Here is an 18,002-nt window from a genome sequence, read left to right on the forward strand (position 1 = left end):
TTTGTACGGGTTAAGAACAAAAGTCGGACCTAAATCAAATTGAAAGCGCTATACCGCTTCAATACAATGAGTAACAGGGAGGGAACAAAAACAAAATCCCAGGATGAGATGCTGGCCGATGAGAACCAAGGAGGGAGAGCGCAAATGGACAAGGAAATCGTCTCGCTTCTGCGGATTTTGTTAAATCGCACGGTCGTGACTGCCAAAGGACTGCAAGAGGAAACCAATTCTTCCAAAAGACAGATTACTTACAGGCTGGAGAAGATTAACGCCATATTCAAAGCGGAACAAGCGCCGCTGATCTCGTTGGGCTCCCAAAAAGATATTGTGATTCAAAAGGAGACCAAAGATGCCATTAAAGAGATTCTCGAAAAGAAATATTCTAAACGAACCTACTATCTGAGCAAAACGGAACGGCTTTTATACATGTATCTCATGCTCTTTATTAACATGGAGGATGTCTCCATCCATCACTTTACGGATTCCCTGCGAGTGAGCCGTTCCACCGTCAATCTTGATTTTAAAGCTTTGATTCCCGCCCTGGCCAGTCAGGGGATCGAGCTTAGAAACAATCGCATCAGCGGCTACCATTTAGTTGGATCCGAAATGGAAATCCGCAGCGTGCTGATCCGAAACATTATCGAAACCCTCTCCAGCACGGAAAGTTCAAAAGTATTCGATCTTTTCATCGAAGAATATCAATTGGACAGTTTCGAGCAATCGAAAAAGCGGATATCGGATCTTGTCCAAAAGCATGCCATCAATTTTGTCGAGGACCGGATGGTAGAATTTATCTATATTTTCATCTTTATGAAAGCGCGGATCCTCTCAAACAATACGAGTGCTCTGGAGAATATGGATATCCCTAACGTTGCGGTCATGAATTCCATGAAGGAATATAAATTTGCCGAAGAATTGCTGGAAGTCTACGATAGCCGAAATGAAATACAAGCTCATGATGTCATGTATATCAGCGCCTGGATTTTGGGCATTTCCGTAGGAAATGCCGAGGAAGACACCAAGGACAGAGCGGCGATTTCGGAAATCGTCAACAAAATGATGACGAAGTTTGAATATTTAAGCGGCGTTCATTTTGTCAACCAGGAAAAAGTGTTCAAGCAGCTATATTCCCATTTTAGACCGGCTTATTACCGGCTTTTGTTCAAATTCCCTGTATATAATCCGCTTTGCAAAAAAGTGAAGGAAGAGTACCGGCTTGTTTACAGAATCGTAAGCAACGCTACCAAAGAGTTCTGCAGTTTATTTGGCGAAGAGATTCAAGAGGAAGAACTGGCGTATTTGACCATGCATTTTGCGGCCATTTTCTCGAACAGCAAAGACATCGACATCTTGAAAAAAAGAACGGCGCTAATTGTTTGTACAAACGGGGTGGGCAGTTCGGCGATCTTATATGCGGAGCTCACCCATTTATTTCCGGAGCTGCACTTCTTGCCGCCGCTGGAATCCTCCGAGCTGAAAAATTTCTCGGGGTCCGCGGATATTGTATTTACGACCAGCTATAAGGCGGAGAGCCTGGAAATCGATGCGCCCGTGATTAAAGTAAGCCCGGTCATGACTCAAAAGGAAAAATATAAAATTGCGCGCGAGGTGTACATTCAATTAGGCGATCTATTTTTAAGGCAGCCGCAAATTGACGAGGTTATGGACATTGTAAAAAAATATGCGAAGGTTACATCCGAAACGATGCTTTCGGGTGAGCTGCTGTCCTATTTTACACAGATAGAGAATTTTACGCCTAAAGGAGAAGAAGAACTGATGCTGAACGATCTTGTGGATGAAAAGCTTGTCAAACTAAAATTACCGGCCCGCAACTGGGAAGAAGCCATCAGGCAGTCGGCGTCCGTTCTCGTCGAAAACGGCAAGGCGACGCAACAATATGTGGATGCGATGGTCGAGGCCGCCAAGGAATCCGGGTCTTATATCGTGATCACCAAACATGTGGCGCTGCCGCACGCCAGGCCCAAGGCGGGAGCGAAAGAAATCGCCATCGGCGTAGCAACGCTGGAACAGCCCGTCGAATTCGGGCATCAAGATAACGATCCGGTTAAATACGTGATTTCTTTAAGCGCTGTGGACAGCAGCAGTCACTTGCGCGCCATGTCCGAGCTTGCTGAATTGCTTGAGATGGAGGAATTTTACCAAACGTTGGACAATGCCAAGGAGGCCGGGGAAGTTATCGATTTCATTAAAGCGCAAAAATTTTAAAGAAAAGGGGTTTGAGTATGTACAAAATTCTGGTTGCATGCAGAGCAGGAGTCGGATCGAGCTTGATGTTGAAAATCAAGACTCAGCAAGTGATCAAAGAAAACAATTTTCCGATTGAAGTTGAGCACGGCTCATTGGACGCCTTGAACGGGTTCAACGGTGACGCTGTCGAGACATTGATCGACGTTGCCGAGGAATTGCAGAAGAAAAACCTCAAAGTCGAGATTATCGGGATTCACAACGTCGTTGACCGCAACGAAATCAAGGCGGCTTTGGAGAATTTTCTCGCCTCGAAACAATAATGAAACACTAAATTGGTCATTTGCAGGGAGGAACGCGTGTGAACTTTATTATCAGTTTTTTGAGTACGCCCGCTGTTTTGCTGGGTGTAGTGGCATTTATCGGTTTGGTGCTGCAAAAGAAATCGCCTACTGAAGTCTTCACCGGCGCTTCGAAAACCCTGATTGGATTCCTGATCTTCGGCATCGGCGCTTCGGCCATGACCGGAGCATTGCAGAACTTCAATAAATTGTTCCAGTACGGATTCGGCATTACAGGGGTTATCGCATCGCCCGAGGCCGCCACGGCGCTTGCGCAAGGCACCTACGGATTTGAAGTTTCATTGACATTGATTCTTGGCTTCGTATTGAATCTGGTGTTTGCGCGGATTACAAAATTTAAAAACATTTTCTTTACCACCGGACATAGTTTGTTTTTTTCGTGCGTACTGGTATTGATCATGAAAGCGCACGGAGTTAACTCAGCCGTTACGATCGCCGTCGGAGGTACGATTCTGGGCTTTATGTCCGCCGCGCTGCCGCAATTCTGCCAACCCTTCATGCGCAAATTGACGGGTGGAGACGAGCAGGCCATCGGCCACTTCAATATGATCGGTTACGGCTTGTCGGGCTATATCGGCCGTTTATTCTCAAAGTACGAAAATGAAACGACGGAATCGATTCAATTTCCCAAATGGTTGTCTATCTTCAGGGATTTCCTGATGGGCCTGTCGATCGTGATGCTGATTTTGTTCTATGCGGCAACTTTAAAGGCCGGTCAAACCTTTACGCAAGAGCTTGCCGGCTCCCAGCATTGGCTGGTGTTCCCGCTTGTACAGGCCTTCACCTTTGTGGCGGGGATGTCGGTACTGATGACCGGCGTGCGTATGTTCCTCGCCGAGATTACTGCCGCATTCGTCATTATTTCGGAGAAATATATCCCGGGTTCGCGTCCTGCGCTGGATGTGCCGACCGTATTCCCGTACGCTCCCAATGCGGTCATTGTCGGATTTATCAGCGCCTACGCCGCCGGTCTGCTGGCGGTTGTCGTCATGGCCTCGTTCCCCGGCGTATTCCCGGTCGTCATTATCCCGGCCGCTCACATCTGCTTTTTCTCGGGCGGAACGGCTGCAGTATTCGGCAACGCCTCCGGCGGATGGAGAGGCGCCGTGACCGGATCATTTATTGCCGGACTGTTTCTTGCCTTCCTGCCGACGATTCTTTACCCGGTGTACGGAACGCTTGGCATTGAAGGCGCTACCTTCCCGAATATCGACTATAATGTCGTCGGAACCTTATTGCACAGCATTATGGAGCTAATCAAGCCTATGTAAGTGAAATGAACGAATGTCGATAGGAGCCATGGCCGTGTTTATGGCTCTTATCGCTTCAGGGGGGGATAACAATGATCGAGAGAACACTACCTGAATTTCTGGATATCCTGCAGGATGAAATATCGGCGCTTATCGCTTCCATCGACGAAGCGGCGCTCAAACAAGCTCGCGATCTTATTTTTCATGCGGAAAAAAATCACGGCCGCGTCCATGTGACAGGCATTGGCAAACCGGGCCATGTTGCCGGCTATACCGCCTCACTCTTCTCCTCGACCGGCACCCCCGCTTACGAACTTCACGGAACCGAAGCCGTCCACGGTTCGTCCGGTCAGGTGGTTCCCGGCGATGTCGTGATCGCGATCTCCAACAGCGGAGAAACGGAAGAATTGAAAGCAACGGTTGAAACGCTAAAGGGCAATGGCGCAAAGATTATTTCCGTTACCGGCAATCCGGATTCCTGGCTTGCGGGCAAAGGCGATGTCGTCCTGCTCGCAGGGGTCGGGTTGGAGGGGGATCCATTGAACAAACCTCCCCGCGCGTCCATCGTGGCCGAAATTATTGTGCTGCAAAGTCTAAGCGTGCTGCTTCAAGACGAGCGGGATCTAACTCCCGAAAAATATGTAAAATGGCATCCGGGCGGCGCTTTGGGTAAAGCGATCAAGGGAGTCTAACCGAAGGAGGAAGCAATTATGCTAGTTAAAGGGATCATTGCCGCAATGGTTACTCCTTTTGATGAAGAGCACAAGATCAACGAAGCGGCAACCAAGCAGTTGATCGACAAACTGATCGGCGGCGGGGTGAGCGGGTTGTTTATCCTGGGAACAAACGGCGAGTTCCATGTGCTGGACGAGGCGGAGAAGCTGCATTTCGCCAAGGTGGTGATCGAGCATGTCCGCAACAGAGTGCCCGTATATGCGGGGACTGGCGGAAACAGCACCAGGGAGGTTGTCTCCTTGTCCCGGAAAATGGAACAGCTTGGCGCGGATGCGCTGTCGGTGGTCACTCCTTATTTTGTGCCGCCTTCCCAAAAGGAACTGATCGCCCATTACAAGGCCGTGGCGGAGTCGGTCGAAACCCCGATCGTTTTGTACAATATCCCCAAAAATACGGGCGTCAATATCGATGCGGATACGGTCAAAGAACTGGCAAAAGTGAAGAACATTATCGGAATCAAAGACAGCAGCGGCAAGCTCGAAAATATCGAGAGCTATATCCGGGCTGCGCAGGGAGAAGATTTTGCCGTCTTGTCGGGCTCCGATTCGCTGATCCTGAAAGCTTTACAGGCGGGAGCTGCGGGGGCCATAGCCGCCACCGCCAACCTGATCACCGCCTTGGACGTTTCGATCTACGAGCATTATATCAAAGGAGAGCTGGATGCCGCGGCCCGAGCGCAGGAAGAAATTGAAGCTTTCCGAGCGGTGCTGAAACGGGGAACCGTTCCGTCGATTCTGAAAAAATCCATCGAATTGTCCGGGATTCCCGTCGGCTCGGCCAGCCCGCCGGTGAGCGAGCCGGATGAAGCGGCTGTAAATGAAATCAAAGCAATGCTTAAACAGTACAATTTTCATGCGGAGGTAGATCATGCTTAAGCCGGATATTGAAAAAAGAATCATAGACACCGGGGCCATGGCCATTGTCAGAACGGAAACCGTTGAAAGAGCAGCGGAAATTGCCGAAGGGTGCCTGGATGGCGGAGTGGATGTGCTTGAGATCAGCTACACGCTTCCAAACGCCGGAGAAGTCATACAGGCCCTTCATGAGAGATTCGCAGGCCGGCTGCTGGTGGGGGCGGGTACCGTACTGGACGGTGAAACGGCGAGGCTGGCCATTCTGGCCGGCGCAAAGTTTGTGATCGCGCCCAATCTGAGCAAAGAGGTTGCCACCATGTGCAACAGATACCGAATCCCGTATGCGCCCGGATGCGCGACCGTCACGGAAATGGTGCAAGCGCTGGAGCTGGGGGCGTCTTTTGTCAAAGCGTTTCCTATCTCCAATTTTTACGGCCCATCTTTGGTCCCGGTGATCAAAACGCCGCTTCCCTTTATGCCTATCTTGGCTTCCGGGGGAGTAACGCTGGACAATTTGGCGGAATGGATTAAAAACGGCGTCGATTCCGTGGGCATCGGAGGACTTTTGACAAGAGGCTCTAAAGACGATATCGCAGCAAATGCCAGGAAGATTACGGATATCATCAGAGAGGAAAGGGCACTTCTGGCTTAGGGGGCGGCCGAAGCGCGAGATTGCGGGCGGGGATTCGGCATAAATCAGGCCGTTTCCCCCCCCCTCGCTAATGCAGGAAATATCGGGTTGACTAAAATGAGGGCTTAAAGTAATCTTTATATATGATAATGATTATCATTATCATATATAAAGATGCAACTTTCATCCCGTTGCTTCATGCTCATCCTGCATTAGAAAAGGAGGTTCCTTGTGGTTTCACAAAAAGAGCTGCCGGGAGGCGGAAGCTTGCGGACACCGGACCGGAGCCGGAAAACCAACTTGAATGAGATCAAAGCATTTATCGATCGGCATTATGACGAATCTCTGTCGATCGGGCAATTGGCGCGGATGGCGAATATCAGCCCTAAATATTTTGTCGATCTCTTTAAGAAAACCTACGGTCTGAGCGCCATGGATTACTTGACGGCCGTGCGTATAAACCATGCGAAACGGTACTTGGTGGAATCAGGAGAACGTTTAAGGGATATCGCCTTGAAGGTTGGGTATAAGGATGAGTTTTACTTTAGCCGCAAATTCAAGAAAGAAGTCGGCGTATCTCCGTCCGTCTTCGCCAAGAACGCAAGACGGCACATCGCCGCCTGCTCCTCCCCGGTAATCGGACACCTGATTGCGCTGGATGTCATGCCGGTGGCTGCTCCGCTCGATCCCAAGTGGACGCCTCATTACTACTACACCTTGCAAACGAAGATTCGCTTCCAATTAAAACTCACCGCTCCTTATTCCCCGTGTCCGTTCGAAGTAAATCTGAACAAGCTGGTACAGGCTCGTCCCGATGCGATCATTTGCACAGACCATCTAACTTCCATGGAAAAGACGAAAGTACAGGAGATTGCTCCCTGCCACATGGTATCGGCGCAAGACGGTTGGCGGGATCAACTGCGGAAGATGGGCCGTTTTTTAAATAGAGAAGACGAGGCGGCGCAATGGATACGCCGATACGTACAGAGGGTTCGGTCCGCTCGGACGCAGATTGGCGAAGAGCTGGGACAGGACAAGTTGTTGGTCCTACGCATTTATGGACACAGCATCCATCTGTATGGGAACCGCGGATTGGAAGAGGTGCTTTATCACGACCTTAAGCTGAAAGCCGTAGCCCGGCGCTGCGCATCCGGCAGTCCGCCGTTGACATTGGAACAACTGGCTCAGTTAGCCCCTGACCGAATTCTTGTTCTGGTATGCCCTGAAGCGTCATCCCGCGCCTTTTGGCTGGCATTGCAGCATTCGCCCGAATGGCGGAAGCTGACAGCGGTAAAGAACCGGTATGTTTATCCCATTGCCTCCGATCCGTGGTGCGAGTACTCGGCAGTTGCGATCACGCGGATGCTTGATGAAATCTTGCTGCTGTTTACCGGAAATTGTCCAAATGCTTTTCCGGATAACGGCCATGGTGAATCCTTCGCCACCTGATCTATACTTAGGCGAATGAGAATGATTATCGTCTAGGAGGGTATACCGTGTCAAAATTTCTAGTTCACGCCAAGTCTGGTTTTATGCCCCGCATGTCGGCGTTCCTGTGCTGCATGCTTCTGGGAAGCGTGCTGACGGCCTGCTCTATGGAAAAAAGTGAAGAAGAGCCGACCGGCCAACCCAGCTCCGCAAACGTCGCCGAAGAGTCTGCCGCAGCGGATGAACCCAGCGCGAAGCCTTCCGGTGAGCAGACGGTCACGGACGAGCTTGGCCATGAGATCACCATTCCTGCCAACCCCAAGAACATTTTTGCCCCCAACATGGAGGACTCCTTGCTTAGTCTGGGCGTCCGGCCGGTAGCGCAGTGGTCCAACGGGAATCAGGGACATGCTTACTTGCAGGAGGAATTGGCGGGCGTGCCGAAGCTTGATTTCTCGGGAGGGCTGCCATCGCCGGAGGTATTAATGTCTTATGAACCCGATCTGATTATCTTGCATACGCAGACCTATGCCCAGAATGGGACCTATGAAATCTACTCGAAAGTTGCGCCAACTTACGTCTTCACGAATGCTTCCGGAAATATCGTGAAATCCCTTTCCACGATAGGGGAACTGATCGGCAAAACCGACGAGGCCAATCAAGCGCTGCAGGCTTATCGGCAAAAAGTGAAGGAAGCCCAGGAAAAGCTGAAAGAAGCGGTCGGAGAGAAGAAGGTGGCGATTATCCGCTTTGCCCACAAAGGCGTTAGCCTGATGGGCGGACAATACTTGTGCGGTTATGTCGTCCACCGCGATCTGGGGCTTGGCATATCCGAGCTCGTAGAGAATGAGAATAGCGCTAACCTATCGATGGAGATTCTTCTCGAATTGGACGCGGATTATATTTTTGTCATCAATGCCTATGACCAAGGGACGGAGCGCATGAATGAAATGATGGAAAGCCCAATCTGGAAGAGTATGAATGCCGTCAAGCAGGGCCATGTGTACGAAGTAAGCAACGAATATTGGCTTGGCAGCGGGCTGATCGCTTACGAAAAAATTGTGGACGACACGGTTCGGCTGCTGACACAATGAGCGGGAGGAGGATGACATGAAACGGAACATCATTACGCTGGATCATCTTTCTCGTCGCCGGGCCGACATCCCTCGCGCGGAGCAATGGACGCTGCGTTCACAGGCCGAGAATCGCACCTACCGGATTATCGTGGCGCAGCCGGAGGGGGAGCCCCCCGCTTCGGGATATCCGGTTATCTATTTACTGGACGGCAACTCGGTATTCGGAACGATGGCCGAGGCGATGCGCCTGCAGGGCCGCCGTCCCGATAAGACGGGAGTGGATCCGGCGATTATCGTGGGAATTGGCTATGAGACGGAAGCTCCGTTTGCGCCGGATCGCTTTTTTGACTACACGCCGGTTCCCAGTACGGAGTATACGCGCAGATCCGACGGAGCAGAGCTGCCCGAACAAGGCGGGGCAGCGGCTTTTCTTCAATTCATCAAGGAGGAATTAAAGCCGCAGATCGCCAGCGAGTTCCGGATTGACCCGAACCGGCAGACGATTTTCGGACACTCTCTCGGCGGCCTATTCGTGCTGTATGCGCTGTTTACGAAACCAACCGCGTTCCGGCACTATATCGCAGGCAGTCCGTCCATTCATTGGAGCAAGGAGTTTTTGCTTGAACAGGAGCGGACATTCACGGCCCGTATACGGAAGGAGCCGGTCAACGTCCGCCTGCTGCTCGGAGTCGGGGAACTGGAGAAAAGCCATGTCTCCCGCAATTGCGAAAGCGCCAGGGAGCTTGCGGAAAGGCTCTCTTCTCTCGCCGATTGGGGAGTGAGCGCCGTATACAAAGAGTTTGAAGATGAGGGGCATGTCTCCGTGCTGCCGGTTCTGATCAGCCGGGCCCTGCGGTTTGCTCTGCATCCGCAGCGGCAATGAGGAGTTGAGTAAGGGGCTTGGGCAGGGGACGTATTAAGAAAAACAGAGAGTCGGACATCGCGCTCGGCTCTCTGTTTTTTTCTTTTGTTGGACGCTTTGAATATCTGCGGGAAATGGAATAGAAGCGGCCCGATGAGGAAGAAATGGACATGTAGGATTAGCGACCTGCAAAAAGGAGGTGAACAATGGCCGCAAAGGATTAAAACAAATCACTGTGCGTACCTGTTCTGGTAAGGGTTAAAACTAAAATATCGTCATTGATCTTGTAAACCAGAAGCCAATCGGGAGTAATATGACACTCTCTATACCCGGACCAATTACCGGATAGTGCATGCCCCTTATTTTTCTCCGGTAGAGGGCTACCTGATGTCAGCAGGGAAATAACGTCTTGCAGCAATTGAATATTATACCCTCGTTTTATAATGGTTTTTAAGTCCTTTTTAAATCTTGTCGTCGCAAGAATCTCATACTTCATTCTGAACCTCGGCTACCAGTTCTTCAAAACTCGAATAGCGTTTTGTAGTTGGATCGCAGCTTATTTTATCGGCTTCTTCCATTGCGGCGATTGTTTCGGGGTTCGGAATATTCAAGGAGATTTCAAAGGGGATTTTCCCCTGCCGCACGGCTTGACGGACAAAGATATTAAATGCTGTCGTCATATTCATGCCTAGTTCAGAAAAAAGTTGTTCTGCTTGCTCCTTTAGTTTTTTATCCATGCGAATACTTAAATTTGTAGTTTCCGCCACGTACAATCCCTCCTTTGTAATTCATTATATATTTTAACACAAAATATGTGCATCATAAATAAAATGCACGGATTATTGATTTGAAAAGCGGCCAAACGAGCTCAAAGCTTGCGGATGAAGCCTATAGTTAGTCTAAAATTTAGGGTTGCAAGGCACTTAGGCTTTTGATATACTTAATTTTGTCGCTGCCTCAAGGCGATGATTGTGATGCGGCCCGTTGGTCAAGGGGTTAAGACACCTCCCTTTCACGGAGGTAACAGGGGTTCGAATCCCCTACGGGTCACCATTTATTTAACTGAATATGCGGTAGTGGTGGAATGGCAGACACGCTATCTTGAGGGGGTAGTGGGCGTACGCCCGTGGAGGTTCGAGTCCTCTCTACCGCATCCCGGAAAGAAAGAAGAACCTTGCGTTTAGCAAGGTTCTTTCTTCATACCCGAAGCCGTGAGTCTTCGTTAGATTTCGAGCAAGGTGCGAAGGGCGTAAGCGACCCCGTGCTCGTTATTGGTTCGGGTGGTTATCGTGGCCAGGCGCTTGACGTCGTCTACGGCGTTCCCCATCGCAATTTTGGTTCCGGCGACTTGAAACATCGAGATATCATTGTAGCTGTCCCCGATCACGACGGTATCGGACATATCGACACCCAAGCGGCCGGCCAGAAATTGCAAGGCGCTTCCTTTATCGGTTTCCTTCGCGATAATCTCCACGATATGGTTGGCGGAGGAAGTGGTATGCACTTGCGGATGGCTGTTGAAATGCTGCGTAATTTCGTTCAGCTTGTCTTCGTTGAAGGTATAAACCAGAAGCTTATATACGGGACGGCCCTGTTCCAGAAGCTGCAGCGGTCGGTCGATTCCCCGGAAGCCGAATTGGACGAACTGGATCTTTGCGCTCTCCCATAGCCGGTTGCGCTCGATGCCGGGATTGGCGCTGACCAGCATATCCATCTCGGCCAGCAGCTTCTGCTCGCCGTCGGAAGGCGAATAAATGGCTTCCGGGCAAAAGATTTCGAAATATACGTTATGTTTCATTAAATAGCGAACGGCTTCCGCAGCAACGCTCGGGTCGATCGGCGTCTCCCGCAGCAGCTTTCCTTCCCGGTCGAATATTTCCGCCCCATTGGAAGCGATGATCGGAATGGATAACTCTCCGGTCAAATGTCGAGCGTCAAAACTTGCTCTGCCCGTGCAAAGCGTTACGGTGTGGCCCTTGCCGACGGCATGCGAAATGGCGTCCAGGCCTTGGGGACTCGGAAGGCTGTCCGAAGTGAGCAGCGTTCCATCCAAATCCACGGCGATCAGTTTCATTGATAGTTTCCTCCTAGCCCATCGGTTGGTGGGTGTTGTCTGTTTTTATAGAGTATAGATTATGAAATGCATTTCAGGTCAAGGAGAGATCAAGACGTGGCAACCCAGCTATGGATTATTATTCTGATTGGAGCGGGAACTTATTTATTGCGGGCAGGATCCTTGGTTTTAGGGAGCCGGGTCCAATGGTCCAAATCGACGAAGGAGTGGCTGTCCTACGTGTCTCCCGCGGTACTCGGCGCGCTGATCGGCCCGCTGCTGCTGCTTAAGGACGGGAAGTGGATTCCGCTGGCGGAGAATCCGATGCTGTTTGCGGCCATACCTACGATGATCGTCGCCTGGTGGTCGCGTCGGCTCCTATTAACCGTAGCCGCCGGCGTGTTGTTTTATGCCGGCTTCCGTGCATGGTTAGGCTAGCGGGGAACGAATGAGACCTATAAGGAAGGGGAAACGCTCATGAACGGCACGAATCGGTCTAATCGAAAGGAAGAAATCCGGATGGCCCTGCGGGATGCATTCCCGATCATAGTGGCTTATTTTCCGCTGTCCATGACTTACGGCGTGCTTGCTATGGCGGGAGGACTGCATGGAGGAATCGCCGTATTCAGTTCGGTATGGATCTTCTCGGGGGGAGCTCAGTTTATGCTGCTTGGCATGTTCGCCTCGGCCGCGGCCCCCGTTACGATCGTAACGACGTTGCTGCTGTTAAACATGCGACATGTTCTGTATGGCGCGACCATGGGGCCTTATTTGGCGAATTGGAAGGAGTCGCGGAAGTGGCTGGCGGCAATCGGCCTTACGGACGAAGGGTTTGCGGTAACATCCAGCCGGGCTGCGCGAGGGGATAGATTACTCCCTACTTATTATATTACGTTCGCGTTGGCGATTTATGGATCCTGGGTTGCCGGGACCGCAGCGGGCATCGGCTTGGGCAGTTTCGTCACTGCGGAACTGGCGGAGGTACTTGCTTTTGCATTGCCGGCGCTGTTCATCGCTTTGCTTGCCGGCGGTGAACGTACGTTGCCGTTTATGGCCGCCGCAGGCTGCGGGGCGGCGCTCGCAACTTTGGCGGGGATGCTCGAACTCGGAGGCATCGGCCTAATCGTTGGCGGCTTGGCCGGCGCTACGCTGGGGCAGCGGATCAGCCGGATGAGATCAGGGCGGACGAGTCCCGCCCAGCCTAAAGCCGAGAACACGACGCGATAGAAGCGTACGGGTTATTCCGGCTGGGGAGGCAGGTCCAGGATTGAGGAATATTTGGGATACAGTGCCCGGATGCATTCGGGACAAATATCATGGGTGAATTCGGCGTGGGTATGCTTGACCAGGTAGGCTTCGATCGTGCTCCAGCGCTCGTTTTCGTCCTTGATTTTCTTGCATACGGCACAAATGGGCAGCAACCCCCGGAGCGTTCGAATCTGCGCCAAAGCCTGCCGTATTTGCAGTTCCTGTCGTTTCAGCTCGGTGATATCGGTGCAGGTGATGACGATTCCTTGGGGAGAGGCGGAGGTTTCTTCGGCATATGGGGTCATTTCGGCGAGGAACCATAGCTCGTCTTCGGGGGTCGGCGCCTTGAATTCAAACGCGAACAACCGGGAGTCTCCGTCTAATATGCGGGAAAATTGCTCCTGCAGCTGGTGGGCGTTAAAATAAGGAAGATGATGCGGGACATGTTGGAAGTATTGGAAGAGATTGAATCCGGGTCGATCCCAACCTGTAGCAACCCCCAAGAGAGAAGCCCGGTTTGCCCAGGTTCGGTTGACGGCGACGATCGTTCCGTCAGGGGCTAACGTGGCAATGCTTTGATTCAACGAATGATAGGGTTCTTTCCAACGGGGGTTCTCATTCACGGCGGGTGCGCTCCTGTCATGAAATAAGGGCAGTCTTCCGACCTATTAAGTACTTGCCGGCCCTGTGTTAAGATATAGGCGTACGTTTACTTAAATAGAGGCCCTTTCTTTAAACGAAAATACGCATGGAAAAGAATCGCAGTATTTCACTCTATTATATACGCAAATGCGTTACTTCACAATGGTTAAATCACTTAAATGCGTCATTAAAGTTTTTTAGGAAGGTTGGAGAGAAGTTGTCGATCTACGAGCGTATCGAACTGTTGATCAAAAACGCCGGAATGACCAAGAAGGCGTTTTGCCTGGAGCTGGGGATCAGTACCGGAAATCTCGGGGACTGGAAGCGCGGTAAATCCACGCCGAGTACGAATAAATTGATCGAAATCGCCGCTTTTTTCAATGTCAGCCTGGACTGGCTGATGACCGGAAGGGAGAAGCAGGCCGAATACGTGCAGGACCAAAGGGCGGAATACGCCTCCAACGAAAAGGACTGGAACTCGTTTGCCAGCTCGCTTACGGAAGCGGAACGGACTTTCATTCGGGAGTACATCGAGTTTACCCGTTACCGGAGATTGAGATCCGGCCGGAAGGACAATTAATTCCACTTTACTTTTCATGGCCGCGAAGATATAATAGTCCATGTTCGTCTGAACATCGTCTTTACAATCGCGGTCGTGGTGGAATGGCAGACACGCTATCTTGAGGGGGTAGTGGGCGTACGCCCGTGGAGGTTCGAGTCCTCTCGACCGCATTCATCAAGCAATTCCACAAGAAGAACTTCTCGGAGCATCCGGGAAGTTCTTCTTTTTTCGGTTTTACCAAACCATGACACAAGGATAATATCTACCGAATAATCTCCCTGTAAGCTTTTTACTAGTTTACATATCCTTAGGAAGGGGTTGGAGCAATGAATAAGTTGTGGAAAAGCCTGGCGATCGGCGGTTTGGCCTTATCCGTCGTCTCGGCGGGCAGCCTGGCCCAGGCGGAAGGCGATCGTTTGGAGACCAACGAGGCCGGCAAATCGAAGAACCTGATCGTTCTGATCGGCGATGGGATGGGTCCGGCGCAAGTGTCGGCGGCTCGTTATTACCAACAATATGAGCATGGCATTAAAGCGCTTAATCTTGATCCCTACTATGTAGGTCAAGCCACAACCTATGCAGACCGTGGAGAAGACGGGGGGACCATCGTGTCCGGGATTGTTACCGATTCGGCTTCGGCGGGAACGGCTTTTGCCACCGGGAACAAAACATATAACGCCGGCATCAGCGTATCCAATGAAGAGATATCGAAGCCGTTCGCTTCGATCATCGAAGCGTCCGAACGCAGCGGAAAGGCGACGGGGCTCGTTACGACGGCGCGGATCACGCATGCAACGCCGGCGGTTTACGCCTCGCACGTTCGCAACCGCGACAACGAGAATGCGATCGCTTCGCAATACCTCGAGAGCGGCGTCGACGTGCTGCTGGGCGGCGGCGAATCTTTCTTCGTCACGAAGGAAGAGAAAGGCAAACGCAGCGACAAGAACCTGCTGCCCGAGTTCAAAGCCAAAGGATACAACGTGGTTAAAAACCTGGGCGAGTTGAACGCGGTTCCGGCGGCCGCCGGGGCTAAAGTGCTCGGCCTGTTCGGCGGTTCGCACGTCGCATACGTTCCGGACCGCAGCGACGCTACGCCAAGCCTGGCAGAGATGACGGAGAAAGCGCTGGAGCTGCTGTCGACAGACCAAGACGGGTTTACGGTCATGATTGAAGGCGGGCGGATCGACCATGCCGGGCATGCCAACGATTTGCCGACGCTGGTCCAAGAGGTGCTGGACTTTGACGCTGCATTTAAAGTAGCGCTGGAATTTGCCAAGAAGGACGGCAACACGTCGATCGTTGTAACGGCCGACCACGAAACCGGCGGATTGTCTTTATCCCGCGACAACATTTACGAAATTAACATCGACCTGTGGGATCAACAAAAGCATTCTTCCGAGTATTTAATCACTGCGTTAAACGACGCTAAAACCATTGCCGACGTGAAAAAAATCGTTGCGGACAATACCTGGATCAACGACTTGTCGGATGAGGAAGCACAGCTGATTCTCGATGGCGATGGTTCCTCCTACAAACGCGAAGGCGGGTATAACGCGGTAATCTCAAAGCGACTGCTGATCGGCTGGTCCGGCCACGGGCATTCCGCGGTGGACGTAGGCGTATGGGCGTATGGACCAATCGCGGACAAGGTGAAGGGACAGATCGACAATACGCAGATCGCCTTGGCCGGGGCCGAGGTATTAGGCGTGGATCTGCAGAAAGCCTCGGCTGAACTGCAGGCGAAATATCTGTATCCGAAATTTAAAATCAACCGCGCTAACGAAGTGCTGTATCCGGCTAAAGCGTTGGCTCAAGCGCTGGGCGGATCCTATCAGGAATCCGGGAATACGGCGACGTTAACCGGCAGCACGGGCAGAACGCTGACCGTCGATCTAAAGGCGGGTACGGCCAAAGTCGGCGCTGCCGCGTCGGCATTGACGGTCGATGTGGATAACGGCACTTTGTATTTGCCGCTGGCCGCATTTAATGAACTGACCGGGAAAACGCTGAAATGGGATGCGTTATCGGAACGGCTCCTGATCAACTAAACGCACGGATGCTCTGAAATAACCGCAGGAACAAACAGGAGACAGGTTTCGGTTCTCCTGTTTTTCCTGTATGTACGAAGGAGAGATGGCATTGCTGCACGTAAGGGGTTTGAAGAAACAGTTTCAGGTGTCAGGCCAACGACTGCCGATTTTGGACATTCCGGAATGGGACGTAGGTCAAGGGGAAATGGTGGCCATCACCGGGCCCAGCGGTTCGGGCAAGAGTACGCTGCTGCACATTCTAAGCGGGATCCTGCGGGCCGATGAAGGAGAGGTAAGCATCGAAGGACAATCGTTGAACGGGATGACGGAATCGGCGAGAGACCGATTTCGGGCCGAGCGCATCGGTTACATCCTGCAGGACTTTCATTTGATTCCTTCGTTGACGGCAAGGCAAAACGTGGAGATCGTACTCCCGCCTTCCTTGGGGAAAAGCGAACGCCGCGACCTCGTCGACGGCTGGTTCGCGGAAGTAGGGCTCAGCGACCGGAGTCGTCATTTGCCGTCCCAACTGTCGCGCGGTCAGCAGCAACGCGTCGCGATCATTCGAGCGTTGATCAACGGTCCTTCGCTGGTGCTGGCCGACGAGCCTACAGGGAGCCTGGACTGGGAGACTGCCGACGAAATCGCCGCGCTGCTGCTTCGTCTTTGCGCTGGCGAGCGCCATACGCTCCTGGTCGTCACTCATGATCTCCATTTGGCGAACCGGTTTCCGAAGCGGGTTCATATCTCCGAGATGAACCGGATCGTTGGCGCAGCGCCCATGGCTTCGGGGCAAGGGGATGGCGCCGCAGCCTCGGCAGAAAGGGAGGCCCGAATCGGATGAACCTGCTGCAGCTGTTGTTGCGAAACATCTGGCACCGAAAATTTCTATCGCTGTTGACGGTACTTTCGGTTGCCGCAACCGTAGCGTTTATCGTGTTGTTGTCGTTGTCCCGCGATAGCGTCGAGCAGGGGGCGGAAAAGGGATACGGCCCGTTCGATGTGGTCGTCGGCGCCGCAGGCAGCGAAACCCAGCTTGTCCTTAGTACGTTTTATCACGTCGGAGCGCCAACCGGCAATATTCCGCTGACGACGCTGGAGACCGTCCGGCAGGATGCCGGCGTTGACGCTGCCTATGCGATGACGGCCGGGGATAACTATAACGGGTACCCGATCGTGGGAATCGATCCGGCCTATTTTCTGACCCGTTACGGTGATCGTATGTTGGCGTCCGGCCAGCTGTACACAGCAACCGGAGAAGTGGTCGTTGGTGATTATGTGGCTAGAACGCTGGGCTTGCAAGTGGGTGATACGTTTGCGGGAGCCCATGGCTTGGTCGAAGGAGCGCATCACGACGAGGCGGCGGAAGAAGAGGAGCATGGGGAACACGATGAGCATGCTGCCTTCATGTACACCGTCAAAGGGATCTTGCCCGCGCTTAACACGCCCGATGACCGCGCGGTCTTCACTACGGTTGACTACGCTTGGGCCGTGCATGAGGAAGCGGGGGCGGATCGTGAAATTACGGCGATTCTGGTGAAGCCGAAAACGCTGCTGGGAGCTCAGCAGTTGAAGACCGAGTTGGAGCGAACGGGGCGAATTCAAGTGACCTATACGAGCAAAGCGGTAGCGGATGTCGTCAACCTGGTGGACCAAGGGGCCGAAATCATCGGCATTGTGACGCTGCTCTGCGTGGTGCTGGCGGCCATTTCAATTCTCCTGTCCCTGATTGCGGCCGCCGGGGAACGGACGAAAGACGTCGGCCTGCTTCGACTGCTGGGCAAATCCAAGCGTTATGTTTGGCTGACGATGATCGGGGAAGGCTTGATCATTACGGCCGCAGGTCTCATCCTCGGCCTGTTGGGCGGTCATGTCGGCGCATATCTGCTAAAGGATGTGCTGTTTGCCGCCGGAGGGATTCAAATTGCCCCGTTCCGGTGGTCGTCCGAGCATACGCTGCTTGCTCTGGGAACCCTCGCGGTCGGGCTGGCGGCATCGTTGGGACCGGCGCTACGGTTATATCGAATGGACCCATTAACGTTATTTAAATCGTAAGAAGGGGGT

19 protein-coding genes and 3 tRNA genes are annotated in these 18,002 nt (G+C 52.3%); 18 read left to right on the forward strand and 4 right to left on the reverse strand.

Features of this window, described 5'->3' with window-relative positions:
• Nucleotides 1-66 precede the first annotated feature (66 nt).
• The 9 genes from ACZF99_RS06085 (at nucleotide 67) to ACZF99_RS06125 (ending at nucleotide 9,424) form a co-directional block, all read left to right on the forward strand.
• Nucleotides 67-2,226 carry a BglG family transcription antiterminator gene (locus ACZF99_RS06085; RefSeq protein ID WP_483609938.1) on the forward strand — a complete coding sequence of 720 codons (2,160 nt, stop codon included), beginning with the start codon at nucleotides 67-69 and terminating at the stop codon, nucleotides 2,224-2,226.
• 65 nt (nucleotides 2,227-2,291) lie between these two features.
• The gene (locus ACZF99_RS06090) at nucleotides 2,292-2,528 is read left to right on the forward strand and encodes a PTS sugar transporter subunit IIB (protein WP_483609940.1); all 237 of its coding nucleotides are present in this window, start codon (nucleotides 2,292-2,294) and stop codon (nucleotides 2,526-2,528) included.
• A gap of 38 nt (nucleotides 2,529-2,566) precedes the next feature.
• Nucleotides 2,567-3,838, forward strand: coding sequence for a PTS ascorbate transporter subunit IIC (locus ACZF99_RS06095; protein ID WP_483609941.1), 1,272 nt, complete (start codon nucleotides 2,567-2,569; stop codon nucleotides 3,836-3,838).
• A gap of 71 nt (nucleotides 3,839-3,909) precedes the next feature.
• The gene (locus tag ACZF99_RS06100) at nucleotides 3,910-4,509 is read left to right on the forward strand and encodes a KpsF/GutQ family sugar-phosphate isomerase (protein WP_483609943.1); all 600 of its coding nucleotides are present in this window, start codon (nucleotides 3,910-3,912) and stop codon (nucleotides 4,507-4,509) included.
• Between the two features lie 18 nt (nucleotides 4,510-4,527).
• A complete protein-coding gene (gene dapA, locus ACZF99_RS06105) occupies nucleotides 4,528-5,427 on the forward strand; it encodes a 4-hydroxy-tetrahydrodipicolinate synthase (protein ID WP_483609945.1) in 900 nt (299 codons plus the stop codon).
• A gap of 37 nt (nucleotides 5,428-5,464) precedes the next feature.
• Nucleotides 5,465-6,058 carry a beta/alpha barrel domain-containing protein gene (locus tag ACZF99_RS06110; RefSeq protein ID WP_483609947.1) on the forward strand — a complete coding sequence of 198 codons (594 nt, stop codon included), beginning with the start codon at nucleotides 5,465-5,467 and terminating at the stop codon, nucleotides 6,056-6,058.
• Between the two features lie 210 nt (nucleotides 6,059-6,268).
• A complete protein-coding gene (locus tag ACZF99_RS06115) occupies nucleotides 6,269-7,486 on the forward strand; it encodes an ABC transporter substrate-binding protein (RefSeq protein ID WP_483609949.1) in 1,218 nt (405 codons plus the stop codon).
• Between the two features lie 47 nt (nucleotides 7,487-7,533).
• Entirely contained in the window at nucleotides 7,534-8,559 is a 1,026-nt protein-coding gene (locus ACZF99_RS06120) for an ABC transporter substrate-binding protein (RefSeq protein ID WP_483609951.1), read from the forward strand.
• A gap of 16 nt (nucleotides 8,560-8,575) precedes the next feature.
• A complete protein-coding gene (locus tag ACZF99_RS06125; protein WP_483609953.1) occupies nucleotides 8,576-9,424 on the forward strand; it encodes an alpha/beta hydrolase in 849 nt (282 codons plus the stop codon).
• A gap of 199 nt (nucleotides 9,425-9,623) precedes the next feature.
• On the opposite strand, the gene ACZF99_RS06130 is transcribed toward ACZF99_RS06125, so the two are convergent.
• Nucleotides 9,624-9,899, reverse strand: coding sequence for a type II toxin-antitoxin system YafQ family toxin (locus ACZF99_RS06130; protein ID WP_483609955.1), 276 nt, complete (start codon nucleotides 9,897-9,899; stop codon nucleotides 9,624-9,626).
• The gene (locus tag ACZF99_RS06135) at nucleotides 9,889-10,170 is read right to left on the reverse strand and encodes a type II toxin-antitoxin system RelB/DinJ family antitoxin (protein WP_483609957.1); all 282 of its coding nucleotides are present in this window, start codon (nucleotides 10,168-10,170) and stop codon (nucleotides 9,889-9,891) included. The genes ACZF99_RS06130 and ACZF99_RS06135 overlap by 11 nt, the downstream gene beginning before the upstream one ends.
• Before the next feature lie 211 nt (nucleotides 10,171-10,381).
• Here ACZF99_RS06135 and ACZF99_RS06140 point away from each other — a divergent pair.
• Nucleotides 10,382-10,456 (forward strand) — tRNA-Glu (locus ACZF99_RS06140).
• A 17-nt stretch (nucleotides 10,457-10,473) separates the two neighbouring features.
• Nucleotides 10,474-10,556: transfer RNA gene (locus tag ACZF99_RS06145), tRNA-Leu, on the forward strand.
• Nucleotides 10,557-10,625: 69 nt separating this feature from the next.
• Here the strand turns inward: ACZF99_RS06145 and ACZF99_RS06150 are convergent.
• Nucleotides 10,626-11,477: a Cof-type HAD-IIB family hydrolase gene (locus tag ACZF99_RS06150; RefSeq protein ID WP_483609959.1), complete on the reverse strand. Its 852-nt coding sequence runs from the start codon at nucleotides 11,475-11,477 to the stop codon at nucleotides 10,626-10,628.
• Nucleotides 11,478-11,573: 96 nt separating this feature from the next.
• On the opposite strand from ACZF99_RS06150, the gene ACZF99_RS06155 reads away from it, so the two are divergent.
• Nucleotides 11,574-11,894, forward strand: coding sequence for an AzlD domain-containing protein (locus ACZF99_RS06155; protein WP_483609961.1), 321 nt, complete (start codon nucleotides 11,574-11,576; stop codon nucleotides 11,892-11,894).
• Nucleotides 11,895-11,933: 39 nt separating this feature from the next.
• Nucleotides 11,934-12,683, forward strand: coding sequence for an AzlC family ABC transporter permease (locus tag ACZF99_RS06160; RefSeq protein ID WP_483609963.1), 750 nt, complete (start codon nucleotides 11,934-11,936; stop codon nucleotides 12,681-12,683).
• A gap of 11 nt (nucleotides 12,684-12,694) precedes the next feature.
• On the opposite strand, the gene ACZF99_RS06165 is transcribed toward ACZF99_RS06160, so the two are convergent.
• The gene (locus ACZF99_RS06165; protein ID WP_483609965.1) at nucleotides 12,695-13,288 is read right to left on the reverse strand and encodes a PAS domain-containing protein; all 594 of its coding nucleotides are present in this window, start codon (nucleotides 13,286-13,288) and stop codon (nucleotides 12,695-12,697) included.
• Between the two features lie 320 nt (nucleotides 13,289-13,608).
• Between ACZF99_RS06165 and ACZF99_RS06170 the strand changes: the two genes are divergently transcribed.
• The 5 genes from ACZF99_RS06170 to ACZF99_RS06190 all read left to right on the forward strand — a co-directional run bounded on the left by ACZF99_RS06170 (nucleotide 13,609) and on the right by ACZF99_RS06190 (nucleotide 17,993).
• A complete protein-coding gene (locus tag ACZF99_RS06170) occupies nucleotides 13,609-13,926 on the forward strand; it encodes a helix-turn-helix domain-containing protein (RefSeq protein ID WP_483612576.1) in 318 nt (105 codons plus the stop codon).
• Between the two features lie 69 nt (nucleotides 13,927-13,995).
• Nucleotides 13,996-14,078: transfer RNA gene (locus tag ACZF99_RS06175), tRNA-Leu, on the forward strand.
• A 156-nt stretch (nucleotides 14,079-14,234) separates the two neighbouring features.
• Nucleotides 14,235-15,956 (forward strand): alkaline phosphatase, encoded by a 1,722-nt coding sequence (locus ACZF99_RS06180; protein ID WP_483609967.1) that lies wholly within the window; start codon nucleotides 14,235-14,237, stop codon nucleotides 15,954-15,956.
• A gap of 109 nt (nucleotides 15,957-16,065) precedes the next feature.
• Nucleotides 16,066-16,782, forward strand: coding sequence for an ABC transporter ATP-binding protein (locus ACZF99_RS06185; protein ID WP_483609969.1), 717 nt, complete (start codon nucleotides 16,066-16,068; stop codon nucleotides 16,780-16,782).
• Nucleotides 16,779-17,993, forward strand: coding sequence for an ABC transporter permease (locus tag ACZF99_RS06190; protein WP_483609970.1), 1,215 nt, complete (start codon nucleotides 16,779-16,781; stop codon nucleotides 17,991-17,993). Before ACZF99_RS06185 ends, ACZF99_RS06190 begins: the two co-directional genes overlap by 4 nt.
• Nucleotides 17,994-18,002: the final 9 nt, after the last annotated feature.

It is taken from the genome of Paenibacillus sp. JL3B1040 (genome assembly GCF_057063165.1).